Source organism: Parabacteroides sp. HGS0025 (assembly GCF_000969845.1).
Lineage (GTDB): Bacteria > Bacteroidota > Bacteroidia > Bacteroidales > Tannerellaceae > Parabacteroides > Parabacteroides gordonii.
Genome location: NZ_KQ033902.1, coordinates 1424029 through 1441119, shown reverse-complemented (window position 1 = coordinate 1441119; position 17091 = coordinate 1424029). Strand labels below are relative to the sequence as shown.

17 protein-coding genes are annotated in these 17091 nt (G+C 47.1%); 12 read left to right on the top strand and 5 right to left on the bottom strand.

All coding sequences use genetic code 11. The features are described from left to right. Positions 1-76 precede the first annotated feature (76 nt). The 4 genes from HMPREF1212_RS05355 to HMPREF1212_RS05340 all read right to left on the bottom strand — a co-directional run bounded on the left by HMPREF1212_RS05355 (position 77) and on the right by HMPREF1212_RS05340 (position 3104). Entirely contained in the window at positions 77-607 is a 531-nt protein-coding gene (locus HMPREF1212_RS05355; protein ID WP_052724920.1) for a hypothetical protein, read from the bottom strand. Continuing rightward, a complete protein-coding gene (locus tag HMPREF1212_RS05350) occupies positions 604-1332 on the bottom strand; it encodes a hypothetical protein (RefSeq protein ID WP_046150237.1) in 729 nt (242 codons plus the stop codon). The genes HMPREF1212_RS05355 and HMPREF1212_RS05350 overlap by 4 nt, the downstream gene beginning before the upstream one ends. Next, on the bottom strand, positions 1325-1951 hold the full coding sequence (locus HMPREF1212_RS05345) for a TetR/AcrR family transcriptional regulator (protein WP_046148677.1): 627 nt from the start codon (positions 1949-1951) through the stop codon (positions 1325-1327). The genes HMPREF1212_RS05350 and HMPREF1212_RS05345 overlap by 8 nt, the downstream gene beginning before the upstream one ends. A 136-nt stretch (positions 1952-2087) precedes the next feature. Next, the gene (locus tag HMPREF1212_RS05340; RefSeq protein ID WP_046148676.1) at positions 2088-3104 is read right to left on the bottom strand and encodes an AI-2E family transporter; all 1017 of its coding nucleotides are present in this window, start codon (positions 3102-3104) and stop codon (positions 2088-2090) included. A 255-nt stretch (positions 3105-3359) separates the two neighbouring features. Between HMPREF1212_RS05340 and HMPREF1212_RS05335 the strand changes: the two genes are divergently transcribed. Continuing rightward, positions 3360-3884 (top strand): HdeD family acid-resistance protein, encoded by a 525-nt coding sequence (locus HMPREF1212_RS05335; protein WP_046148675.1) that lies wholly within the window; start codon positions 3360-3362, stop codon positions 3882-3884. Positions 3885-3886: 2 nt separating this feature from the next. Here HMPREF1212_RS05335 and HMPREF1212_RS05330 read toward each other — a convergent pair whose 3' ends face one another. Beyond that, complete coding sequence (locus HMPREF1212_RS05330) at positions 3887-4789, bottom strand: helix-turn-helix domain-containing protein (protein ID WP_046148674.1); 903 nt, start codon at positions 4787-4789, stop codon at positions 3887-3889. A 236-nt stretch (positions 4790-5025) separates the two neighbouring features. Here HMPREF1212_RS05330 and HMPREF1212_RS05325 point away from each other — a divergent pair, with 236 nt between their 5' ends. The 11 genes from HMPREF1212_RS05325 to HMPREF1212_RS27265 all read left to right on the top strand — a co-directional run bounded on the left by HMPREF1212_RS05325 (position 5026) and on the right by HMPREF1212_RS27265 (position 17084). Further along, positions 5026-5631, top strand: coding sequence for a TetR/AcrR family transcriptional regulator (locus tag HMPREF1212_RS05325; RefSeq protein ID WP_028727407.1), 606 nt, complete (start codon positions 5026-5028; stop codon positions 5629-5631). A gap of 45 nt (positions 5632-5676) precedes the next feature. Further along, positions 5677-7059: a TolC family protein gene (locus HMPREF1212_RS05320; RefSeq protein WP_028727406.1), complete on the top strand. Its 1383-nt coding sequence runs from the start codon at positions 5677-5679 to the stop codon at positions 7057-7059. A gap of 44 nt (positions 7060-7103) precedes the next feature. Then, on the top strand, positions 7104-8126 hold the full coding sequence (locus HMPREF1212_RS05315) for an efflux RND transporter periplasmic adaptor subunit (protein ID WP_046150236.1): 1023 nt from the start codon (positions 7104-7106) through the stop codon (positions 8124-8126). A 13-nt stretch (positions 8127-8139) separates the two neighbouring features. Then, positions 8140-11262: an efflux RND transporter permease subunit gene (locus tag HMPREF1212_RS05310; RefSeq protein ID WP_046148673.1), complete on the top strand. Its 3123-nt coding sequence runs from the start codon at positions 8140-8142 to the stop codon at positions 11260-11262. A gap of 56 nt (positions 11263-11318) precedes the next feature. Then, positions 11319-11612 carry a PG0541 family transporter-associated protein gene (locus HMPREF1212_RS05305; RefSeq protein WP_028727403.1) on the top strand — a complete coding sequence of 98 codons (294 nt, stop codon included), beginning with the start codon at positions 11319-11321 and terminating at the stop codon, positions 11610-11612. A gap of 6 nt (positions 11613-11618) precedes the next feature. Next, the gene (locus HMPREF1212_RS05300) at positions 11619-12176 is read left to right on the top strand and encodes an STM3941 family protein (RefSeq protein ID WP_028727402.1); all 558 of its coding nucleotides are present in this window, start codon (positions 11619-11621) and stop codon (positions 12174-12176) included. Positions 12177-12191: 15 nt separating this feature from the next. Beyond that, complete coding sequence (locus tag HMPREF1212_RS05295; RefSeq protein ID WP_046148672.1) at positions 12192-12884, top strand: response regulator transcription factor; 693 nt, start codon at positions 12192-12194, stop codon at positions 12882-12884. A 2-nt stretch (positions 12885-12886) separates the two neighbouring features. Beyond that, positions 12887-13648 carry a DUF1295 domain-containing protein gene (locus tag HMPREF1212_RS05290; protein WP_046148671.1) on the top strand — a complete coding sequence of 254 codons (762 nt, stop codon included), beginning with the start codon at positions 12887-12889 and terminating at the stop codon, positions 13646-13648. 69 nt (positions 13649-13717) lie between these two features. Beyond that, on the top strand, positions 13718-14635 hold the full coding sequence (locus HMPREF1212_RS05285) for a site-specific integrase (protein WP_046148670.1): 918 nt from the start codon (positions 13718-13720) through the stop codon (positions 14633-14635). A gap of 441 nt (positions 14636-15076) precedes the next feature. After that, complete coding sequence (locus HMPREF1212_RS05280) at positions 15077-15640, top strand: DUF3575 domain-containing protein (protein WP_046148669.1); 564 nt, start codon at positions 15077-15079, stop codon at positions 15638-15640. Positions 15641-15680: 40 nt separating this feature from the next. Then, positions 15681-17084, top strand: coding sequence for an OmpA family protein (locus HMPREF1212_RS27265; protein WP_052724919.1), 1404 nt, complete (start codon positions 15681-15683; stop codon positions 17082-17084). The last annotated feature ends 7 nt before the right edge of the window (positions 17085-17091 follow it).

Below are 17091 nucleotides of genomic sequence, written 5' to 3'. Positions count from 1 at the left end.
CTTTACCTTTATCGTTTAGAGTAAACAAAGGTACGTTTGTTTTCTTTCAAAGAGTAGAAAATCAGTTTAATAATGTTCAAAAAACAATTCCTACCTTTAAGGAAAGGTTATGAAGACTCAATGATTCCTGATAGGAAGAGACAAAAGAAGGGGTTGTATATTCTTTCAGGCAATCCAGTTCCTGCAATTCGTATCCCAAAGACAGCAGGACTGTATACTTTGAGAACAAAGAGGTTTCCACTCCTATAGCGGGGAAAAGGTAAAAACCTCCGTTCACCTCCTTCGAAGGAGCAAAAGAATATCCGACACCACAATTCAAAAAAGGAGTGAACCGGGCAGGCTTTACGATATTAAACCGTACATCGGCAAACAGCGGGATAAGTACTTCCTTGTCATAAAGAGAAAAGCCTGTTCCGGCTCCGGCCATCAGGCGGTTGCCGAAGGCATACAAGACTTCGCCCTGCAAAACGAACGGGACTGTGGATGGAGTGCTCATAGGGATGCCCGTACCTGCCGTTACCTGATAACGAATACCTTTGTTTATACCTTGTCCTTTCGGGAAGAAAGGAATTAACAACAGAAGAAAGATGAATATGGATTGCTTCATGGTTGTACTGTTATCGTTATCTGTTTAACAATCTGTAAGGCGGTGGTGAGAGAAGAGGTATCGGGATAAAGCGAACCATCGCTACCATCTACCGAACTGTGACCGATCAAGGCTGCGGAAAAGTCTTTCCTACCGGATGTCAGGTCAATATCTGCCGCATAAACAACGGCAGGTTGTCCGCTTCCCTCCTTTCCTCCGGAATAATCAGCATCACCTCCTTTGGCCGACTTCGGGTAATTGTCGTTAAAGTCGGTAGAATGGTTTATCTCTATTTTGATCCTGAACTTCTTCAATCCGCTGTTCGGATGTATTTTCACATCAAAGCCGGATTGGGGAGTTGCACCGGTCAGACCATCTGTAAAAGGCGATTTTTTTGTCGGCAGGTAAAGGCCGTCTTCATATTTTACTCCGCGGGAGTAGCACCAGTGCGGTAAGGCCTCCTTTCTTCTGTTCTTTCCTGCTGCCTGCCAGCTTTGCGTGGCTATTTTATGAGTGACATATACCGTGGAAAGATAAGCACCATCCATATCTTCCAGCCAGATTGCGATCTGCGGGGGATTCTTTTTGCTTATTCCTAAGAACAACGGGAAGTCGTGTAACCAGGAGTCCCCTTTCTCGACCGTTACTTTCAGGTCGTTATTTTCATATTCCACCAAATCATTATTGCAGGAACAGCAGGTCAGTAAAATAATACCGAGTCCTGCCAGAATACTTGTTTTATTCATGGTTAGCTGCATTTACCCAGTTATCGACTATCTGATCCAGACTTTTCTCCAATTGCTCCCACCCTTCTTCGGATTGCAACTTGAAACCATTATATACCGGACAGTTCTCCCCCAGCAGCACCAGGTAACTGACAGATGCAGACAACATAGTCGCCATGACAGAGACTTCCTCTTTCGACCTGTTTGTCAGCCGGCTGATAGCATCGATCAGCCATAAACCTTTGGCTTCCCTTCTTTCCTGCAATTCTTTTATCACTTTATTCCTGGCGGAAAGTTCCCAACGAAAAAGTCGCCTCAGGGTATAATTATCACGAAGTACCCTGATTTGGTTGTGGAAAAGCTCTTTTATGAAATCGCCCAGATGTTCTGCTTCCGGCAGTTCAGGTTCGAGGTTGATCCAGTAATCATGCTTCCGGATATAGGCAGCGATCAATCCGTCCAGTGAATCGAAATAACGATAGATCAGCATCTTTGCTACTCCGGCTTTAGCGGCTACTGCATTCACGCCCAAATGTTCGAAACCTTCCTCTTCGATCAGTTCGTTTATTGCATTCAACAGGGCGAGTTCTGTCATCTCCCTGTTCTTACTCGGTCTTACTAAAACTTCTTCTTTTTCCATGTTTCATTGTATTGTTACCAACTGGTCACAAAACTAAGTTACCTAGCGGTAACATGGATAAAGAAATTCTCTTATTTCGCTTTCTTAACTAAAATCCCCCTGTCTACTATAAAAGGACTATCCCCCAATTTTACTATTAAAGGTCACTCTTACTTTGCAGATATTCTTTCTTAAACATATTAAAGCAAAGCATAAATACGGAAATCAGAAGCGGCCCGAAGATTACACCCATAAAGCCGAATAAGGACAACCCGATGATCACCCCGAAGATCGTTACCAGAGGATGTATATCCGCCATCTTTTTCTGCAACATAAAACGGATCAGGTTATCGACATTGGTAATCACGATCAATGCATAAGCAGCCAGTCCCAGCCCATTCACCCAATCACCGGTCAATGCCATGTACACGACCAGAGGAAGCCAGACAATAGCAGTACCAACAACCGGAATAATCGTTGCAAAACAAGTCAGGAACCCAAAGAGGAAAGGGCTTGGCGCATCAAATATCCAATAGCCCAGCATCGCGATCAATCCCTGGATAATCGCCAGAAGAGGAATACCTATTGCGTTGGAAGTTACGATCATATTGATCTCCTTCAGCACTTCTTTTTTATTTCTTTCGTTGAAAGGAAGTATCTCATAAATATACGTTTCCATCTGGCTTCCCCCGATCAGCATAAAGTAAAGGATCAGTACCAGCACGGCCACATTGATGGCAAAACCACTGATACCTCCCATCAATGCCTGTCCTATCTTGGGAAGAACAGAGACGATAGAGGCTATATTATCCTTATCCAGAATATTGTACCCGACTTTCTGCCGTACAATATCTGCCAGATGTTCAAAGCTGCTGACCAACACGGTCGGATCGAGATTGATCGTTTGCAGTTTATTGATAAACAACCAGACTGCCAGCGAGAGAGGGATCAAAAAACACAAAATAGTTTCAAGCAGCAGAAGTATAGCTACCAGGCTACGATTCAGATGTTTCTTTTCGGTAAGGTGCAACATCTGCTTCCGCAATAATATATAAATGGTAAATGCTCCGAGTATTCCTCCCAGGAAAGGGATAAATTCAAGAAAAAGTATTATTCCCATGACCAGGATAATAGTGATCAGGGAATATTTCCAGTACGATTCTTTCAAGCTCATATTTGTTTACAATAAAATGTTTAACCTCATTAATAACAACTGCTAACAACGGATGCTTCAGACCAATGCTCCCGCTCTTTCCAATAAAACAAAATAACTGACGCAGTTGTTAAGGTTATATCATTTAAATTATAATTTCACCCGGCATCAAGGATCAAATTATTTTTGTAACGAACAATATCAATCGTTCTATTAAACAAAGAAAATACCGTACCTTCGTTGTTATATATAAAAGAACTATTAAAACATATTCATATGAGAAAAATAAACAATTCAATTCTACGCAGTGCTTTCGCTATGATATTAGGGTTTGTACTGGTTTTATGGCCGGAAGCAGCAGTCACCTATCTGGTTATTGCTATCGGTATCTGTTTTATATTACCAGGGATATTCTCTTTGCTTAGTTACTTTACACGGGAGAAAATAGAAGGAGAACCTTCGCCCATGTTTCCGATCGACGGAGCCGGAAGTATTTTATTCGGGGCATGGTTGGTGGTTATGCCGACATTCTTTGTGAATATCTTAATGTATATACTGGGAGCTTTACTGGTAATAGCCGGAGTTCAGCAGATCGTCATGCTGGTATCGGCACGCAAATGGAGTGTCGTACCATTTGGTTTTTACGTGATGCCGGCACTTATTCTATTGACCGGCATCATGATTATAGCTTATCCGTTCGGAGCTGCGGCAAATACCTTTGTCATCTTTGGGGTTGCCAGTATTTTCTATGGAGTCATAGAGTTACTGAACTGGTATAAATTCCGCCAAAAAACAGACTGAGGTCACGATTTACGGTATTCCATCGGAGAAATACCCATGTGCTTCTTAAAGAATTTACCAAATGTCGACTGATCGGAGAAATGCAGAATATCTGCGACTTGCTGCACTGTTGCCTGCGGAGCCTTCAATAAGATCTTCGCTTCAACGATCAAAGCATCGTCAATCCATTTATTGGCTGATTTCCCGGTCAGTTCTTTCAATATAAGAGACAGATACTGAGGAGTTATAAATAGTTTTTCAGCATAGAAGGTCACTACATGCTGTTCCTTGCAATGCTCAAACAGCAGTTGCAGGAATTGCTCGAAAAGTTCCTCTTTACGCGAAAGGGCCGGAACCAGCATCCCGTCCTTCTTCCCCATCAGGATATTGGCAACTTCCAGTAAAAAACCGACAAAAGCATTTTGCATCACCTCTTTCTGGAAGAAATGAGACCGGTTCTTTATCTTTTTCCTTAACAGTTCTATCTGGTCGTTTATTAATTCGGTTTCCTCCGGTTCAAATGTCGTACAGGGATTCTTCTTGAGTTGCATATAGTTTGCCATAGAAGGACTGCGCTTTGCCGGATTACACTCATCCAGAAAATATCTTGAAACCACCAATAGTTTACCTTTGAAATCCTTACTGACTCTATTCAACTGTATCGTATGCGTAGGCATGATGATTACAAAACAGTTGGCATCTATAACATAAGGAACATAGTCCAGACTAATTTCCGCCGAGCCTTCCAAAGCCATAACCATCAGAAGCGCATCCAGGCGCATTGGAGTTGTAAATTCATTTATTTCAGAATTATCCACTTCCCGGTTACCATCAATATCAGCTATTGAAAAAATGTCCTGAAAGCTGTCACGAATAACAATACTTTTATTTAGCTCAGCTAACTCTATCAAAGGAAGATTTTCCATAATTTTCTATATTTTACTCAATCGTAGTAGGTGCAAAGATAATCTTTTATTTATACCAACAACATCCTTTGTTTCATTTTTTACCAATCCAAATACAAATTCGACCTAAAACGATTGATTAAAAAGGACGATATTTCATTTCAAACCAATCATGTAACTAAATAAACCTTTTCAGTTTTCTAAATTAAGCAGACCTTTGCCACCGTACATTACTATCGAGAATACAATAATTATATATGAATAAAGAACAAATTATGATGACTGCGCTTGACTTGTTCTCGCAACACGGAATAAAAAGTGTGAGCATGGACGATCTAGCCCGTAACATGGGCATATCAAAGCGCACGATTTATGAATTCTTCGAAGATAAGGAAACACTTCTGGCCGAAGGGATTAAGTACAACCATGACAAAATGAAGCAAGTGCTGAATGAGTTGGAGAAAGGCCCTTATTCCGTATTGGAAGTAATCATCCTGTTTTATGAAGAATACATGAAGCGCCCCCGGTGGTACAACCGGAAATTCTATGACGATCTTATACGTTATCCGAAAGCACTGGAAAAAAGTGAAAAGAGCAAGGCAGACTTTTCAAAGTTATGCATGAAACTTTTTACCAGGGGAGTAAAAGAAGGTGTCATCCAGAAAGACATTAATTTTGAAATTGTAACCCTGCTGGCAAAGGAACAGGTTAAAATGATTCGTCCCACAGGAGCATTCCTGAACCATTCTGTATCGGAAGTATTCAAGACAATCTTATTCACTTTCTTACGTGGGATATGTACAGAAAAGGGTCTTGCAATATTAGACAGATACGCATTCAAACAATCACATGATTTATTGTGAGGGAATTATAATAAGGTTTTATATTCAAAATCAAATCAAGTTTAAATGGAACGAGTATTAGTTAGGAGAAAGATGATGTGGGTAGTTTTGATGTTGCTACCATCTTTGGCCTTTACTTCAGCCAGAGCACAGGACGTCCTGAAGCTGAACCTGAGTAAAGCACTGGAGATTGCGCTGAGTGAAAACCCAACCGTAAAAGTCGCAGACAAAGAAATTGAAAAGAAAAAGTATGCACAAAAAGGTTCATACGCCGCCCTGTTCCCTCAGATTAGTTTTGCTGCCGACTACAACCGGACACTGAAAAAGCAGGTAATGTATATGGATGGCTTCGATATGGGAAGCACGGAAATGCCGGAAGGTACAGAAGCTGTCGATATGAGTAAAGGGATTGAAGTAGGACGCGATAACAACTGGAGCCTGGGATTTAACGCATCCATGCCACTGGTGAACGCTTCTTTATGGAAAAGCCTGAGCATATCGGCTCTGGATGTCGAATTATCGGTCGAACAGGCACGTTCATCCAAGATATCCATGGTAAACCAGGTAAAGAAAAGTTTTTATAGCGTTTTGCTGGCAAACGATTCATACCGCGTATTCAAAGAAAGCTACGACAACGCAATGGAGAACTATCTGGATATCAAAAAGAAGTACGAACAGGGAACTGTAGCCGAATACGACCTGATCCGTGCTGATGTCACAGTGAAGAACAGCGAGCCCAATATGTTGCAGGCATTAAACTCATTAACACTTGCCAAATGGCAACTGAAAGCGTTACTGGGTATGGATTTGGAAACAGAGATCGATTGTGAAGGCACCCTGGTTGATTTCGAGACAGAACTTTTTGCAGATTTCCTGTCAACCGACACGACACTGGCTGAAAATACAGATTTGAAACAGATCGACTTGCAGGCTGAACAGTTGAAAAAGACACTGATGATGCAGAAGTTCGACTACCTGCCTACTCTGTCCCTGACAGGTCTTTACCAATGGACTTCAATGAACAACGATTTCAAGTTCAAAGACTATCAGTGGAACCCTTACTCCATGATCGGAGTATCGCTAAGCATACCTATCTTTTCAGGAGGAAGCAAGTATCATAAGATCAAACAGACACAGGTTTCGATGCAACAAATGGATTTGCAGCGCGAAGACACGAAACGTAACCTGCAACTGGCTATCAAACAATATATGGATAATATGAATACTTGTATAAAGAAGTTTGACGCAGCACAGAAAGGGGTGGAACAGGCTAACCGCGGATACCTGATCGCCCAGAAACGTTATGATACCGGTGCCGGAACATTACTGGAAATGAACGATGCCGAGCTGGCACTCACTCAATCGAAACTGAATTTCAATCAATCCATATACGACTATATGGTGGCTAAATCAGACCTGGAAAAAGTACTGGGTCAGCAAAATTACTAAATACTACAATGAGAACAAGAATGAAAATAAAAACAGTTTACAATATGAAAACACGTGAAATGCTGAAAGTTATACCACTCGTAACATTAGCCCTGCTGATGTCCTGTTCGGGTGAAAAGAAAGACACAGCGACAGAAACCCATGATGAAAAAGTGAAGGTGAAGATAGAGCAGGTATCCGCCCAGGATGTAGACCAGATTGCAGATTTCACAGCAACCGTAGAGGCTAACATAAAAAACAATATCGCCCCGCAGTCGCCAGTCCGCATTGAGAAACTGTTCGCTGAAGTAGGCGACCATGTAAAAGAAGGTCAGTTGCTTGTCAAAATGGACGCAAACAACCTGAAGCAAGCAAAGGTTCAGTTGGAAAACCAGGAAGTAGAATTCAAACGTATCGACGAACTCTACAAAGTAGGAGGCGCTTCCAAATCTGCTTGGGACGCTCAGAAAACACAACTGGACATAAGCCGCGAAAGTTTTAAGAACCTGCAGGAAAACACCCAGTTAGTAAGCCCGATCAGCGGTATCATTACTGCCCGCAATTACGACAACGGCGACATGTACAGTGGTGGAGATCCGATCTTTACAGTTGAACAGATCCGCCCGGTCAAATTATTTGTAAACGTATCCGAAAGCTATTTCACACAGGTGAAGAAAGGAAACGAAGTAGATATCAAACTCGATGTATACGGCGACGAAGTATTCAAAGGAAAAGTAAGCCTGGTTTACCCGACCATCGACGCAGCTACCCGTACATTCCCTGTTGAAATCAAGATTGCCAACGCCGACGAACGCGTCCGTCCGGGAATGTTTGCCCGTGCAACCATGAACTTCGGTACACTCAACCACGTTGTAGCTCCGGATCAGGCTATCGTAAAACAATCCGGATCAGGCGACCGCTACATCTATGTGTACAAGAATGGAAAAGTATCCTACCAGAAGGTGGAATTAGGACGCCGCATGGGTAACAAATACGAGATCGTATCCGGCGTAGACAATGGTGACCAGGTGGTAATTACCGGTCAGAACCGTTTGACTAATGGAATGGAAGTTGAAATTGACAAGTAAGAAATAAAAATATATGAGTTTATATGCAACAGCGGTAAAAAAGCCGGTAACCACCGCCCTCGTGTTCGTGGCCGTGGTGATTATGGGTCTTTTTTCCTTAACCCGATTATCAGTCGACCTGCTCCCGGAGATTGAAACCAACATGATCATGGTCATGACGGCCTATCCCGGAGCCAGCGCCTCAGATATAGAAATGAACGTTTCCAAACCATTGGAAAACGTATTGAACAGTGTGAGTGATTTGAAACACATCACCTCACAATCCAGAGAAAATATCTCTATCGTAACCCTCGAATTCGAGTACGGTACGGATATCGATGTGGCAACCAACGATGTCAGGGATAAACTGGACATCGTCGAGTCGTCGTTGCCGGATGATGTGGAAAACCCGATCATCTTCAAGTTCGGTACCGACGATATCCCCATCCTGTTGCTTTCAGTGACGGCAGAGGAAAGTACCAACGCCCTTTACAAGATCCTGGACGACAAGGTATCGAACCCGTTGGCCCGTATCAGTGGCGTGGGTGCGGTATCTATCTCCGGTGCACCCATCCGCGAAGTACAGGTATATTGCGACCCTTACAAACTGGAAGCTTACGGCCTGACTATCGAAGGAATCTCCTCGATCATTGCACAGGAAAACCGGAACACGCCGGGCGGTAGCATCGACATCGGTTCCAATACCTATACATTACGCGTACAGGGTGAATTTACCGATGCCAAGCAAATGCTCGACCTGGTAGTAGGCAGCATCAACGGTAAGAACGTTTACCTGCGCGATGTGGCAGAAGTAAAAGACTATATCGAAGAACGTGCCCAGGAAACCTTCAACAACGGAGGTAAGGGGGGTATGATCGTTATCCAGAAACAGTCGGGTGCCAACTCGGTGAACATTGCCAAGAAGGTACATGCCAAGTTACCGGAAATACAGGCTAGCTTACCCTCCGACGTACAGCTGGGTGTTATCATCGATACATCCACGAACATCCTAAATACGATCGACAGCTTGCAGGAAACGATCATGATCACCTTCATCGTCGTAATGCTGGTTGTATTCATCTTCCTCGGACGCTGGAGAGCTACGTTCATTATTATCCTGACCATCCCGATCTCGTTGATCGCCTCCTTCGCATACTTGCTGGCATCAGGAAACACGTTGAACATCATATCACTAAGTTCGTTGTCAATCGCCATCGGTATGGTGGTGGATGATGCCATCGTTGTATTGGAGAACGTGACGACACATATCGAGCGAGGCAGTAAGCCGAAACAGGCGGCGGTGCATGCAACCAATGAGGTAGCTATCTCCGTTATCGCATCTACGCTGACCATGTTGGCCGTGTTCCTGCCGTTGACAATGGTAACCGGTATGGCCGGTATCCTGTTCAAACAGTTGGGATGGATCGTTAGTATCATTATGATCGTATCGACGGTAGGTGCCTTGACGCTGACTCCGATGCTTTGTTCGCAGTTGCTGCGTCTCGACCCGAAGAAAGGCCGTTTATACGTATTGTTCTTTACTCCGATCGAGAAAGCCCTGAATGCGCTGGATGTAGCTTATGCCCGCTTCCTGAACTGGGCGGTACGCCACCGTAAAACTGTGATCTTCGGTGCTGCTCTGGTCTTTATAGGAAGTATGTTCCTGATCCCGACCGTGAAAACGGAGTTCTTCCCGACACAGGATAATGCCCGTATCGGTATCACGATCGAATTACCGATCGGAACACGTCAGGAGATTACCCGCGACCTGGCATTGCGTGTCGACAAACAGTTCCGCGAAAAGTATCCGGAAATCCTGGTACTGAACTTCACCGAAGGACAGGCCGATACCGATAATACCTTCGCACAGCTGAGCGACAACGGTTCGCACATCATCGAAATGAATGTCAACCTGAGCAGTGTCGGCGACCGTGAACGCGGCCTTATCGAGATTTGCGACATGATGCGTAAAGACCTGTCGGAATATTCGGAGATCAAGGAATACAAGGTACTTGCCGGCGGTTCGTCGGAAATGGGTGGTGAAAACGCCGTCGATATCGAAATCTATGGTTTCGACTTCGCCAAGACGGATGCCGTGGCAGCCGAACTGGCACGCCGCCTGGAAACACTGAAAGGTTGTTCGCAGGTAAACATCAGCCGTAAAGACTATATCCCGGAATACCAGGTTGACTTCGACCGTGAGAAACTGGCGATGAACGGGCTGAACGTTGCTACCGCTTCCTTATATCTGCGTAACCGTATCAACGGTTCTACCGCTTCCAAATATCGTGAAGACGGCGACGAGTACGACATCAAGGTACGCTACGCCCCGGAATTCCGCCAGTCTATTGAAGACATCGAGAATATCATGATCTACAATAACGCCGGACAGGGAGTACGTATCCGCGACCTCGGTAAAGTGGTAGAGCGTATGACGCCTCCTACTATCGAACGTAAGAACCGTGAACGTATCATCACCGTTTCAGCCGTTGTAGGCCAGGGTGCCGCATTGAGCGACCTGGTTGCCGCAACCCGTGCCGAACTGAAGAAGATGGATATCCCGTCTGAAGTAAGCTGGCAGCTGGGCGGTACCTTCGAGGATCAGCAGGATACGTTTACCGACCTGGGTATATTGATGGTATTGATCATCATCCTGGTATTTATCGTGATGGCAGCCCAGTTCGAGTCGCTGACCGACCCGTTCGTGATTATGTTCTCCATCCCGTTTGCCTTCACCGGGGTTATCCTGGGATTGTCGATCACGCAAACGCCGTTGGGTGTAATGGCATTGATCGGTGTGATCATGTTGATGGGTATCGTAGTTAAGAACGGTATCGTGCTGATCGACTACACCATCCTCTGCCGCGAACGTGGAATGAGTATTCTTACGGCTGCCGTAGCTGCCGGTAAGTCCCGTCTCCGTCCGGTATTGATGACCACCCTGACTACCGTGCTCGGTATGATCCCGATGGCAGTCGGTACAGGCGAAGGTGCCGAAATGTGGCGTTCGATGGGTATGACGGTTGCCTGGGGTCTTTCGGTATCTACTTTAATTACGCTGGTTATCGTACCGGTTGTCTATTGCGTATTTGCCGGAAACGGAGTGAAACGCCGCCGCCGTAAGATCGCCAAGTTGAATCAGTTGGAACAGTTATAAAACACATAAACCGGGAACGAACCGTTCCCGGATATAACATTAAAATATAAAGAACAATGAAAGCAATATTCATATCATTCAATCAGGCTTATTACGAAATGATCCTCAGTGTGATGGATCGTAATAATATACGCGGCTTCACCTACTGGGACGAAGTACAGGGACGCGGAAGCAAAAACGGCGAGCCGCATTACGGCAGCCACGCCTGGCCTACACTCAATTCCGCCATACTCGCTATGGTGGAAGACGAGAAGGTAGACCACTTCCTCGACCTGTTGCATAAAATGGATATGCAGACAGAAGCACAAGGGTTGCGCGCCTTCGTATGGAACGTTGAAAAAACAATTTAAATGCTTATGAGTACACCTTATGTAACGACATTTAAATTAAGCAGGAAAAAGCAGAGAGGGTTGTTTCTTACAACCCTCTGCTCTGCCCTGATAGGTATCGGTTCCCTCGCAATCTCTCACGAACTGAAATTGGGCGAAGGACGTTTCCTTCTGCTCCTGATCGGTTTCTTCTCGCTGCTCACTACGGTATTCTGTTGCATAAGTTACTATTACCTCACCCGTGAAAAGTTTACGGCCATCTATATATCGGAAGAAGGGGTCAACGACATCTCCACCGGAAACAGAATCGGAACAATTTTATGGAAAGATGTTGTCAGTCTCAAAGTAATGGACGATATTAGCAACCTGAAACGCAAATATATTGTGTTAAAGGTCAAAAATCCGAACGAATATATTGACCGTGAGCCCACACGTAGTAAAAAACGTTCGATGGAGTTAAGGCTCCAATACTACGGATCACCTATTTGTATATCCAACCGTGCGCTGGATTGTACCTTTGAGGAATTAAAACAGGCTGTATTCGAAAAGTACAACCTTTATAAAGCTTCCCATAAAGAAGCGTAGAATCTATATTACATTATGGACAAACAGATCAAAATCCTTATTTTTACCAAAGACGAGAACCTGGGAGCATTATTCAAGGAATGCCTGAGAACCGAAAAATACAGTACGGAGACATTCTCCCGGGAAGAAGAAGCCTACGATCATTTTTGCTCTGTAGGTGCCGACCTCTGTATCCTGGACGTATCCGCCGACAAAGAAGAGGTCAGGCTGGCTTATGCATTCAAGTCCATGCAGACGGATGTTCGACTGATCTTCCTCTTTAACTCGCCCACCAAAGAGGATATAGCAGAAGTATTTCAATTCGGGGCAGACGACCTGATGCGGAAACCCATCAGCCTGGAAGTACTGCAAGCCCGTATCGACGCCATCATGAGGCGAACCTTTGTCGAGCAGGAAAAGCCGATTATTATATATAAGTTCGGCATTTTCTCCTTCAACACGCATACGCAAATCCTGACAATCGATGGCAATGAAAAAAAGCTAACCACCAAAGAGTCCGACCTGCTCCTGATCCTCTGCCAGAACCCGAACAAACTGGTCGACAGAGGATTGGCCTTACAAAGAATCTGGAAAAGCGACAGCTATTTCAATGCACGCAGCATGGATGTCTACATCACCAAACTGCGCCACCTGCTGAAAGCCGACCCCAGCGTCCGGATCGACAATGTACATGGAAAAGGATATAAACTGGTGACTCACGCACTATAGGTATGACAAACGAATATTTCAACCTGCTGCTGATACTGATGGCGGCCATCGCGGCCATTGTTTTCGTCACCCTTTATTTCGTCGAGGCCGGCTACGGCATGCTGTTCGACAAGAAATGGGGAAAGCCCATCCCCAACAAAATAGCCTGGATATGCATGGAAGCCCCGGTCTTTCTGGTGATGCTCCTGCTGTGGAGCCGGTCGGGACGGCAATTCGAAACGGTTCCCCTGCTTTTCTTCCTGTTCTTCGAGCTCCACTATTTCCAGCGGGCATTTATCTTTCCCCTGCTTATCAAAGGCAAAAGCAAGATGCCGGCCGGTATCATGGCGATGGGGATCGTGTTCAACCTGCTGAACGGCTATATACAGGGAACGTGGATATTCTACCTCGCCCCCGAAAACATGTACACCATCGAATGGCTGGCAACACCGCAGTTCATCATCGGGACACTCCTGTTCTTCGGCGGTATGTTCATCAACTGGCAATCCGACTATATCGTCCGCCATTTGCGCCAACCGGGCGACACGAAGCATTACCTGCCCAAAGGCGGCATGTTCAACTATGTCACCTCGGCCAACTATTTCGGCGAACTGGTGGAATGGTGCGGCTTCGCGATCCTGACCTGGAGTGCCAGCGGTGCCCTGTTTGCCTGGTGGACATTTGCCAATCTCGTTCCCCGTGCCAACACGATCTGGCACAAATACAAAACCATGTTCGGCAAGGAAGTGGGCAAACGAAAGAGGGTTATTCCGTTTATTTATTAACACTCTCCCCCTAAAACCGGCTTTCAACTCTCCCTGTCCTATCTTTGTTCCATCCTAAATTCGATTGTTATGGAACAGAATGTATGCACCTACATGGCATGCCAGGCCGGGGAGATGCGGCAAGCCGGAAAAGACAGTAAAGCCGACCTCTTCCGGGCAGTAAGCAACCGGCTGCGGCGGTTTACGAAAAAGGCCCCGCTCTCTTTTGGCAGGGTGACGGCCGCACTGGTAGACAACTTCGCCCAATCCCTCTATCAGGACGGGCTGGCGGTGAATACCGTCAACAGCTATCTTAGCGGTTTTCGTGCCGCCTACAACACCGCACGCGAAGCGGGCCTATTCGTCCCTCCGGCGAAAAGCCCTTTCGCCCACCTCCACCTCCGCCGCGAGATTACGAGCAAACGCGCGCTCTCCTCGCAAGTGATCAACGAACTCGCCCGGATGCAGCCCTCGGCCAGCAGCCCGCACCGGCTGACGCTCGACCTCTTCCTCTTCTGCTTTATGGCCTGCGGTATGCCGTTCATCGACCTGGCACACCTCACGCACGACAATATCCGGGGAAAAGATATTGTCTACCATCGCAGCAAGACGGGCACACGGGTACAGATAGCCATCACCCCCGCCATGCGGTTGCTTCTCAAACGCTATGCCCGGAAAGACAGCCGCTACCTCTTCCCCATCCTGCCCGAAGGGGGATGCAGCCACGAACGCTATAAGTCGATCCTGGCACGCTACAACGCCTGTCTGCACAAGATAGGCAACTCGCTCAAGCAGCCGGTGAAACTCACGTCCTATGTGGCACGCCATTCGTGGGCTACCGAAGCACTTCGGAAAAATACCCCGATGGCCGTTATCATACAGGGGCTGGGGCACACCTCCGAAAAAACGACGCGGGTCTATCTCGATTCACTCGATCGGTCGGTGATGGCCAAGGCAAACGGAAAGATTATCAAAGAGGTAAATGATCTGATTGTCGGGAGAGCGTAACCCTTATTTACGAAATAAGGGGAAATGATGTATTTTTAATCTCCTGTTATGCGGAAAAGATTGTGTTTCAATGCTTCTTATTGCGCAAAGATAAAGAATAAAAATACATATCAAAGAATTATTAACATATTTCTTAGACAAGTATTTGTCTGGGTAGGGGGACTTATGCACCTACACAACCCTTTTTGTAGCTTTTACTCTTTTTTTCTATAAATATCCTTTATTCACCAAAAATCGAAACACGACGAGCTAAGAGTATTAGTATTCTTAACACCCTTTACCAAAAAACAACCTTCTATAAGTAGGTTTTCATATTCCCAAAGTACCTTTTTCGGGGTTTTCATCCCCTCCAAAGGTTGAGCAAACCAGCGATTTACCCCCTCCCGCCGGTGTCTTTCCCCTTATTTCGTAAATAAGGGTAAGGATAAACAGGGTAGAAATATGAAAAAAGCTTGGCCTTTTTTACTAATTACAATCAGTTTGTTATTCGCACTCCCCCTGCGAGGGCAGCACATAACAATCAAGAGTAACTTGCTCTACTGGGCGACCACGACCCCCAATATGGGGTTCGAGTTCCGTCTGGGAAAAAAATTATCGGTCGACCTCTGGGGTGCCTACAATGCCTGGGAGTTCAACAACGACATGTCGCTCAAACACTACCTGGTGCAACCCGAACTCCGTTACTGGCCCTGCCAGACTTTCGAAGGCCATTTCTTCGGGCTGCACGGTCACTACGGTCATTTCAATATAGGCAATATCCCTTTTATCCCCGGACTGAAAGATATGAACTACCGGGGTGAACTCTACGGCGGTGGCCTTACCTGGGGCTACCACTGGGTGATTGGCCGCCATTGGGGGCTCGAAGCCTTTATCGGCGCCGGATATGCCTATATGGAATACGATAAATATGTATGCTACGACTGTACGGAGGTGATCGCCACCTACCGTCGCCACTATTTCGGCCCCACCCGTGCGGGCGTCTCCCTGATCTTCTTTATCCATTGATTACACGGTAAATATGAGAAACAGACTATACATTATATATATGCTATTTGCCGCAGGGCTGTTGTTCCCCGCCCGGGCCATCGCCCAGCAGCCGGGTATCCGTCTCTCGCTCACCGAAGCATCGGTTGGCGACGACGACAGTATCACCCTTCGGTTGCATATCCGGCTCACCGATATCCGCGTCCCCTCCTCCCGCAGCCTGATCTTCGAGCCCCGCATCACCAACGGCGAACATACGCTGGCACTGCCGCCCGTCGTCGTGAGCGGACGGCGCCGGGCACGCTACGACGCACGGGCACAGGCAGTCGATCCGTCGGCCGAAATACCCGGCAGCCGCTATTATTACCGCCTCGTAGCCCCCAAAAAGAACAGCCGCCACGAGATCGACTATATCACCCGCCTGCCTTACACCTCCTGGATGCGTAATGCCGGCCTGTCGCTCCGGCAGATCAGCCGCGACTGTTGCCGGGGACGCGTCTTGTCCGACGAAGTGCTGACGGACGACCTCGCCCTGGTACCGCCCTGCGTGAAAGAGGTAGCCGGGCCGACCCCGCAGGCCGCCGCCATCTACAACCGTTACAATAAGGAAATCCGTTTCCTGATCCCCGACGACGAGCCTGTCAAGCTGCGCACCGAAACGCAGATTGCCTACCTCGACTACCGCCAGGGCAGTGTCCGCGTAGACCCGCAGTTCGGAAAGAACCCCGGTGAGCTGGCCTATACCGACAGCCTGTTCCGCCGCCTGAAAGAGGCGGGGGTCTCGCAGTTCCGGCAGGTGATCGTCACCGGCTACGCCTCGCCCGAAGGGGCCTATCAGCATAACGAAACCCTGGCGCGCCAGCGTGCCGAGGAGTTCCGCGCCTACATCAGCCGCCGGTATCTTCCCAAAGGCTGCCCGGTGATCTGCAACAGCGTGGCGGAAGACTGGGAGGAACTGCGCCGCATGGTGGCCGTCTCCGGCAAACCCTATGCCGAAGCCGTCTGCTTCATCATTGACAACTACGGTATCTTTGAGGGCCGCGAAAACTACCTGATGCAACTCGAGGGCGGCCGCGTCTACCGCGAACTGCTGCGTAGCTTCTTCCCTTACCTGCGCCGTGTCGAACTGCGCCTGACCTGCGAAGTCCCCCCGGTAGGCGATGCCGAAGCCGCCCGCCTGCTATACAGCGACCCCGCCCGGCTCAGCCTGGCCGAAATGTACCGCGTGGCCCGCTATTACCCGCCCGCAACGGAGCAGCACCGCGAAGTCTATGTAATCGCCGCCGAAACCTACCCGGAAAGCATCGTGGCCCAGATCAACGCAGCCGCCGCCTGCCTCCTGCTCGGCGACGCCGAAACCGCCCGCCATTACCTCGACCGCGACGACGTAAAGGCCGATCCCCGCGCCGCCATCAACCGCAGCGTAATGTTAGAGTTGATTATCAGAGAGGAGGGCTCTTTATGACCGCCCA

Excerpts from the sequence above, each read along its gene's own strand:
- HMPREF1212_RS05355 (WP_052724920.1), bottom strand. The coding sequence starts at position 607 with ATGAAGCAATCCATATTCATCTTTCTTCTGTTGTTAATTCCTTTCTTC.
- HMPREF1212_RS05350 (WP_046150237.1), bottom strand. The coding sequence starts at position 1,332 with ATGAATAAAACAAGTATTCTGGCAGGACTCGGTATTATTTTACTGACC.
- HMPREF1212_RS05345 (WP_046148677.1), bottom strand. The coding sequence starts at position 1,951 with ATGGAAAAAGAAGAAGTTTTAGTAAGACCGAGTAAGAACAGGGAGATG.
- HMPREF1212_RS05340 (WP_046148676.1), bottom strand. The coding sequence starts at position 3,104 with ATGAGCTTGAAAGAATCGTACTGGAAATATTCCCTGATCACTATTATC.
- HMPREF1212_RS05335 (WP_046148675.1), top strand. The coding sequence starts at position 3,360 with ATGAGAAAAATAAACAATTCAATTCTACGCAGTGCTTTCGCTATGATA.
- HMPREF1212_RS05330 (WP_046148674.1), bottom strand. The coding sequence starts at position 4,789 with ATGGAAAATCTTCCTTTGATAGAGTTAGCTGAGCTAAATAAAAGTATT.
- HMPREF1212_RS05325 (WP_028727407.1), top strand. The coding sequence starts at position 5,026 with ATGAATAAAGAACAAATTATGATGACTGCGCTTGACTTGTTCTCGCAA.
- HMPREF1212_RS05320 (WP_028727406.1), top strand. The coding sequence starts at position 5,677 with ATGGAACGAGTATTAGTTAGGAGAAAGATGATGTGGGTAGTTTTGATG.
- HMPREF1212_RS05315 (WP_046150236.1), top strand. The coding sequence starts at position 7,104 with ATGAAAACACGTGAAATGCTGAAAGTTATACCACTCGTAACATTAGCC.
- HMPREF1212_RS05310 (WP_046148673.1), top strand. The coding sequence starts at position 8,140 with ATGAGTTTATATGCAACAGCGGTAAAAAAGCCGGTAACCACCGCCCTC.
- HMPREF1212_RS05305 (WP_028727403.1), top strand. The coding sequence starts at position 11,319 with ATGAAAGCAATATTCATATCATTCAATCAGGCTTATTACGAAATGATC.
- HMPREF1212_RS05300 (WP_028727402.1), top strand. The coding sequence starts at position 11,619 with ATGAGTACACCTTATGTAACGACATTTAAATTAAGCAGGAAAAAGCAG.
- HMPREF1212_RS05295 (WP_046148672.1), top strand. The coding sequence starts at position 12,192 with ATGGACAAACAGATCAAAATCCTTATTTTTACCAAAGACGAGAACCTG.
- HMPREF1212_RS05290 (WP_046148671.1), top strand. The coding sequence starts at position 12,887 with ATGACAAACGAATATTTCAACCTGCTGCTGATACTGATGGCGGCCATC.
- HMPREF1212_RS05285 (WP_046148670.1), top strand. The coding sequence starts at position 13,718 with ATGGAACAGAATGTATGCACCTACATGGCATGCCAGGCCGGGGAGATG.
- HMPREF1212_RS05280 (WP_046148669.1), top strand. The coding sequence starts at position 15,077 with ATGAAAAAAGCTTGGCCTTTTTTACTAATTACAATCAGTTTGTTATTC.
- HMPREF1212_RS27265 (WP_052724919.1), top strand. The coding sequence starts at position 15,681 with ATGCTATTTGCCGCAGGGCTGTTGTTCCCCGCCCGGGCCATCGCCCAG.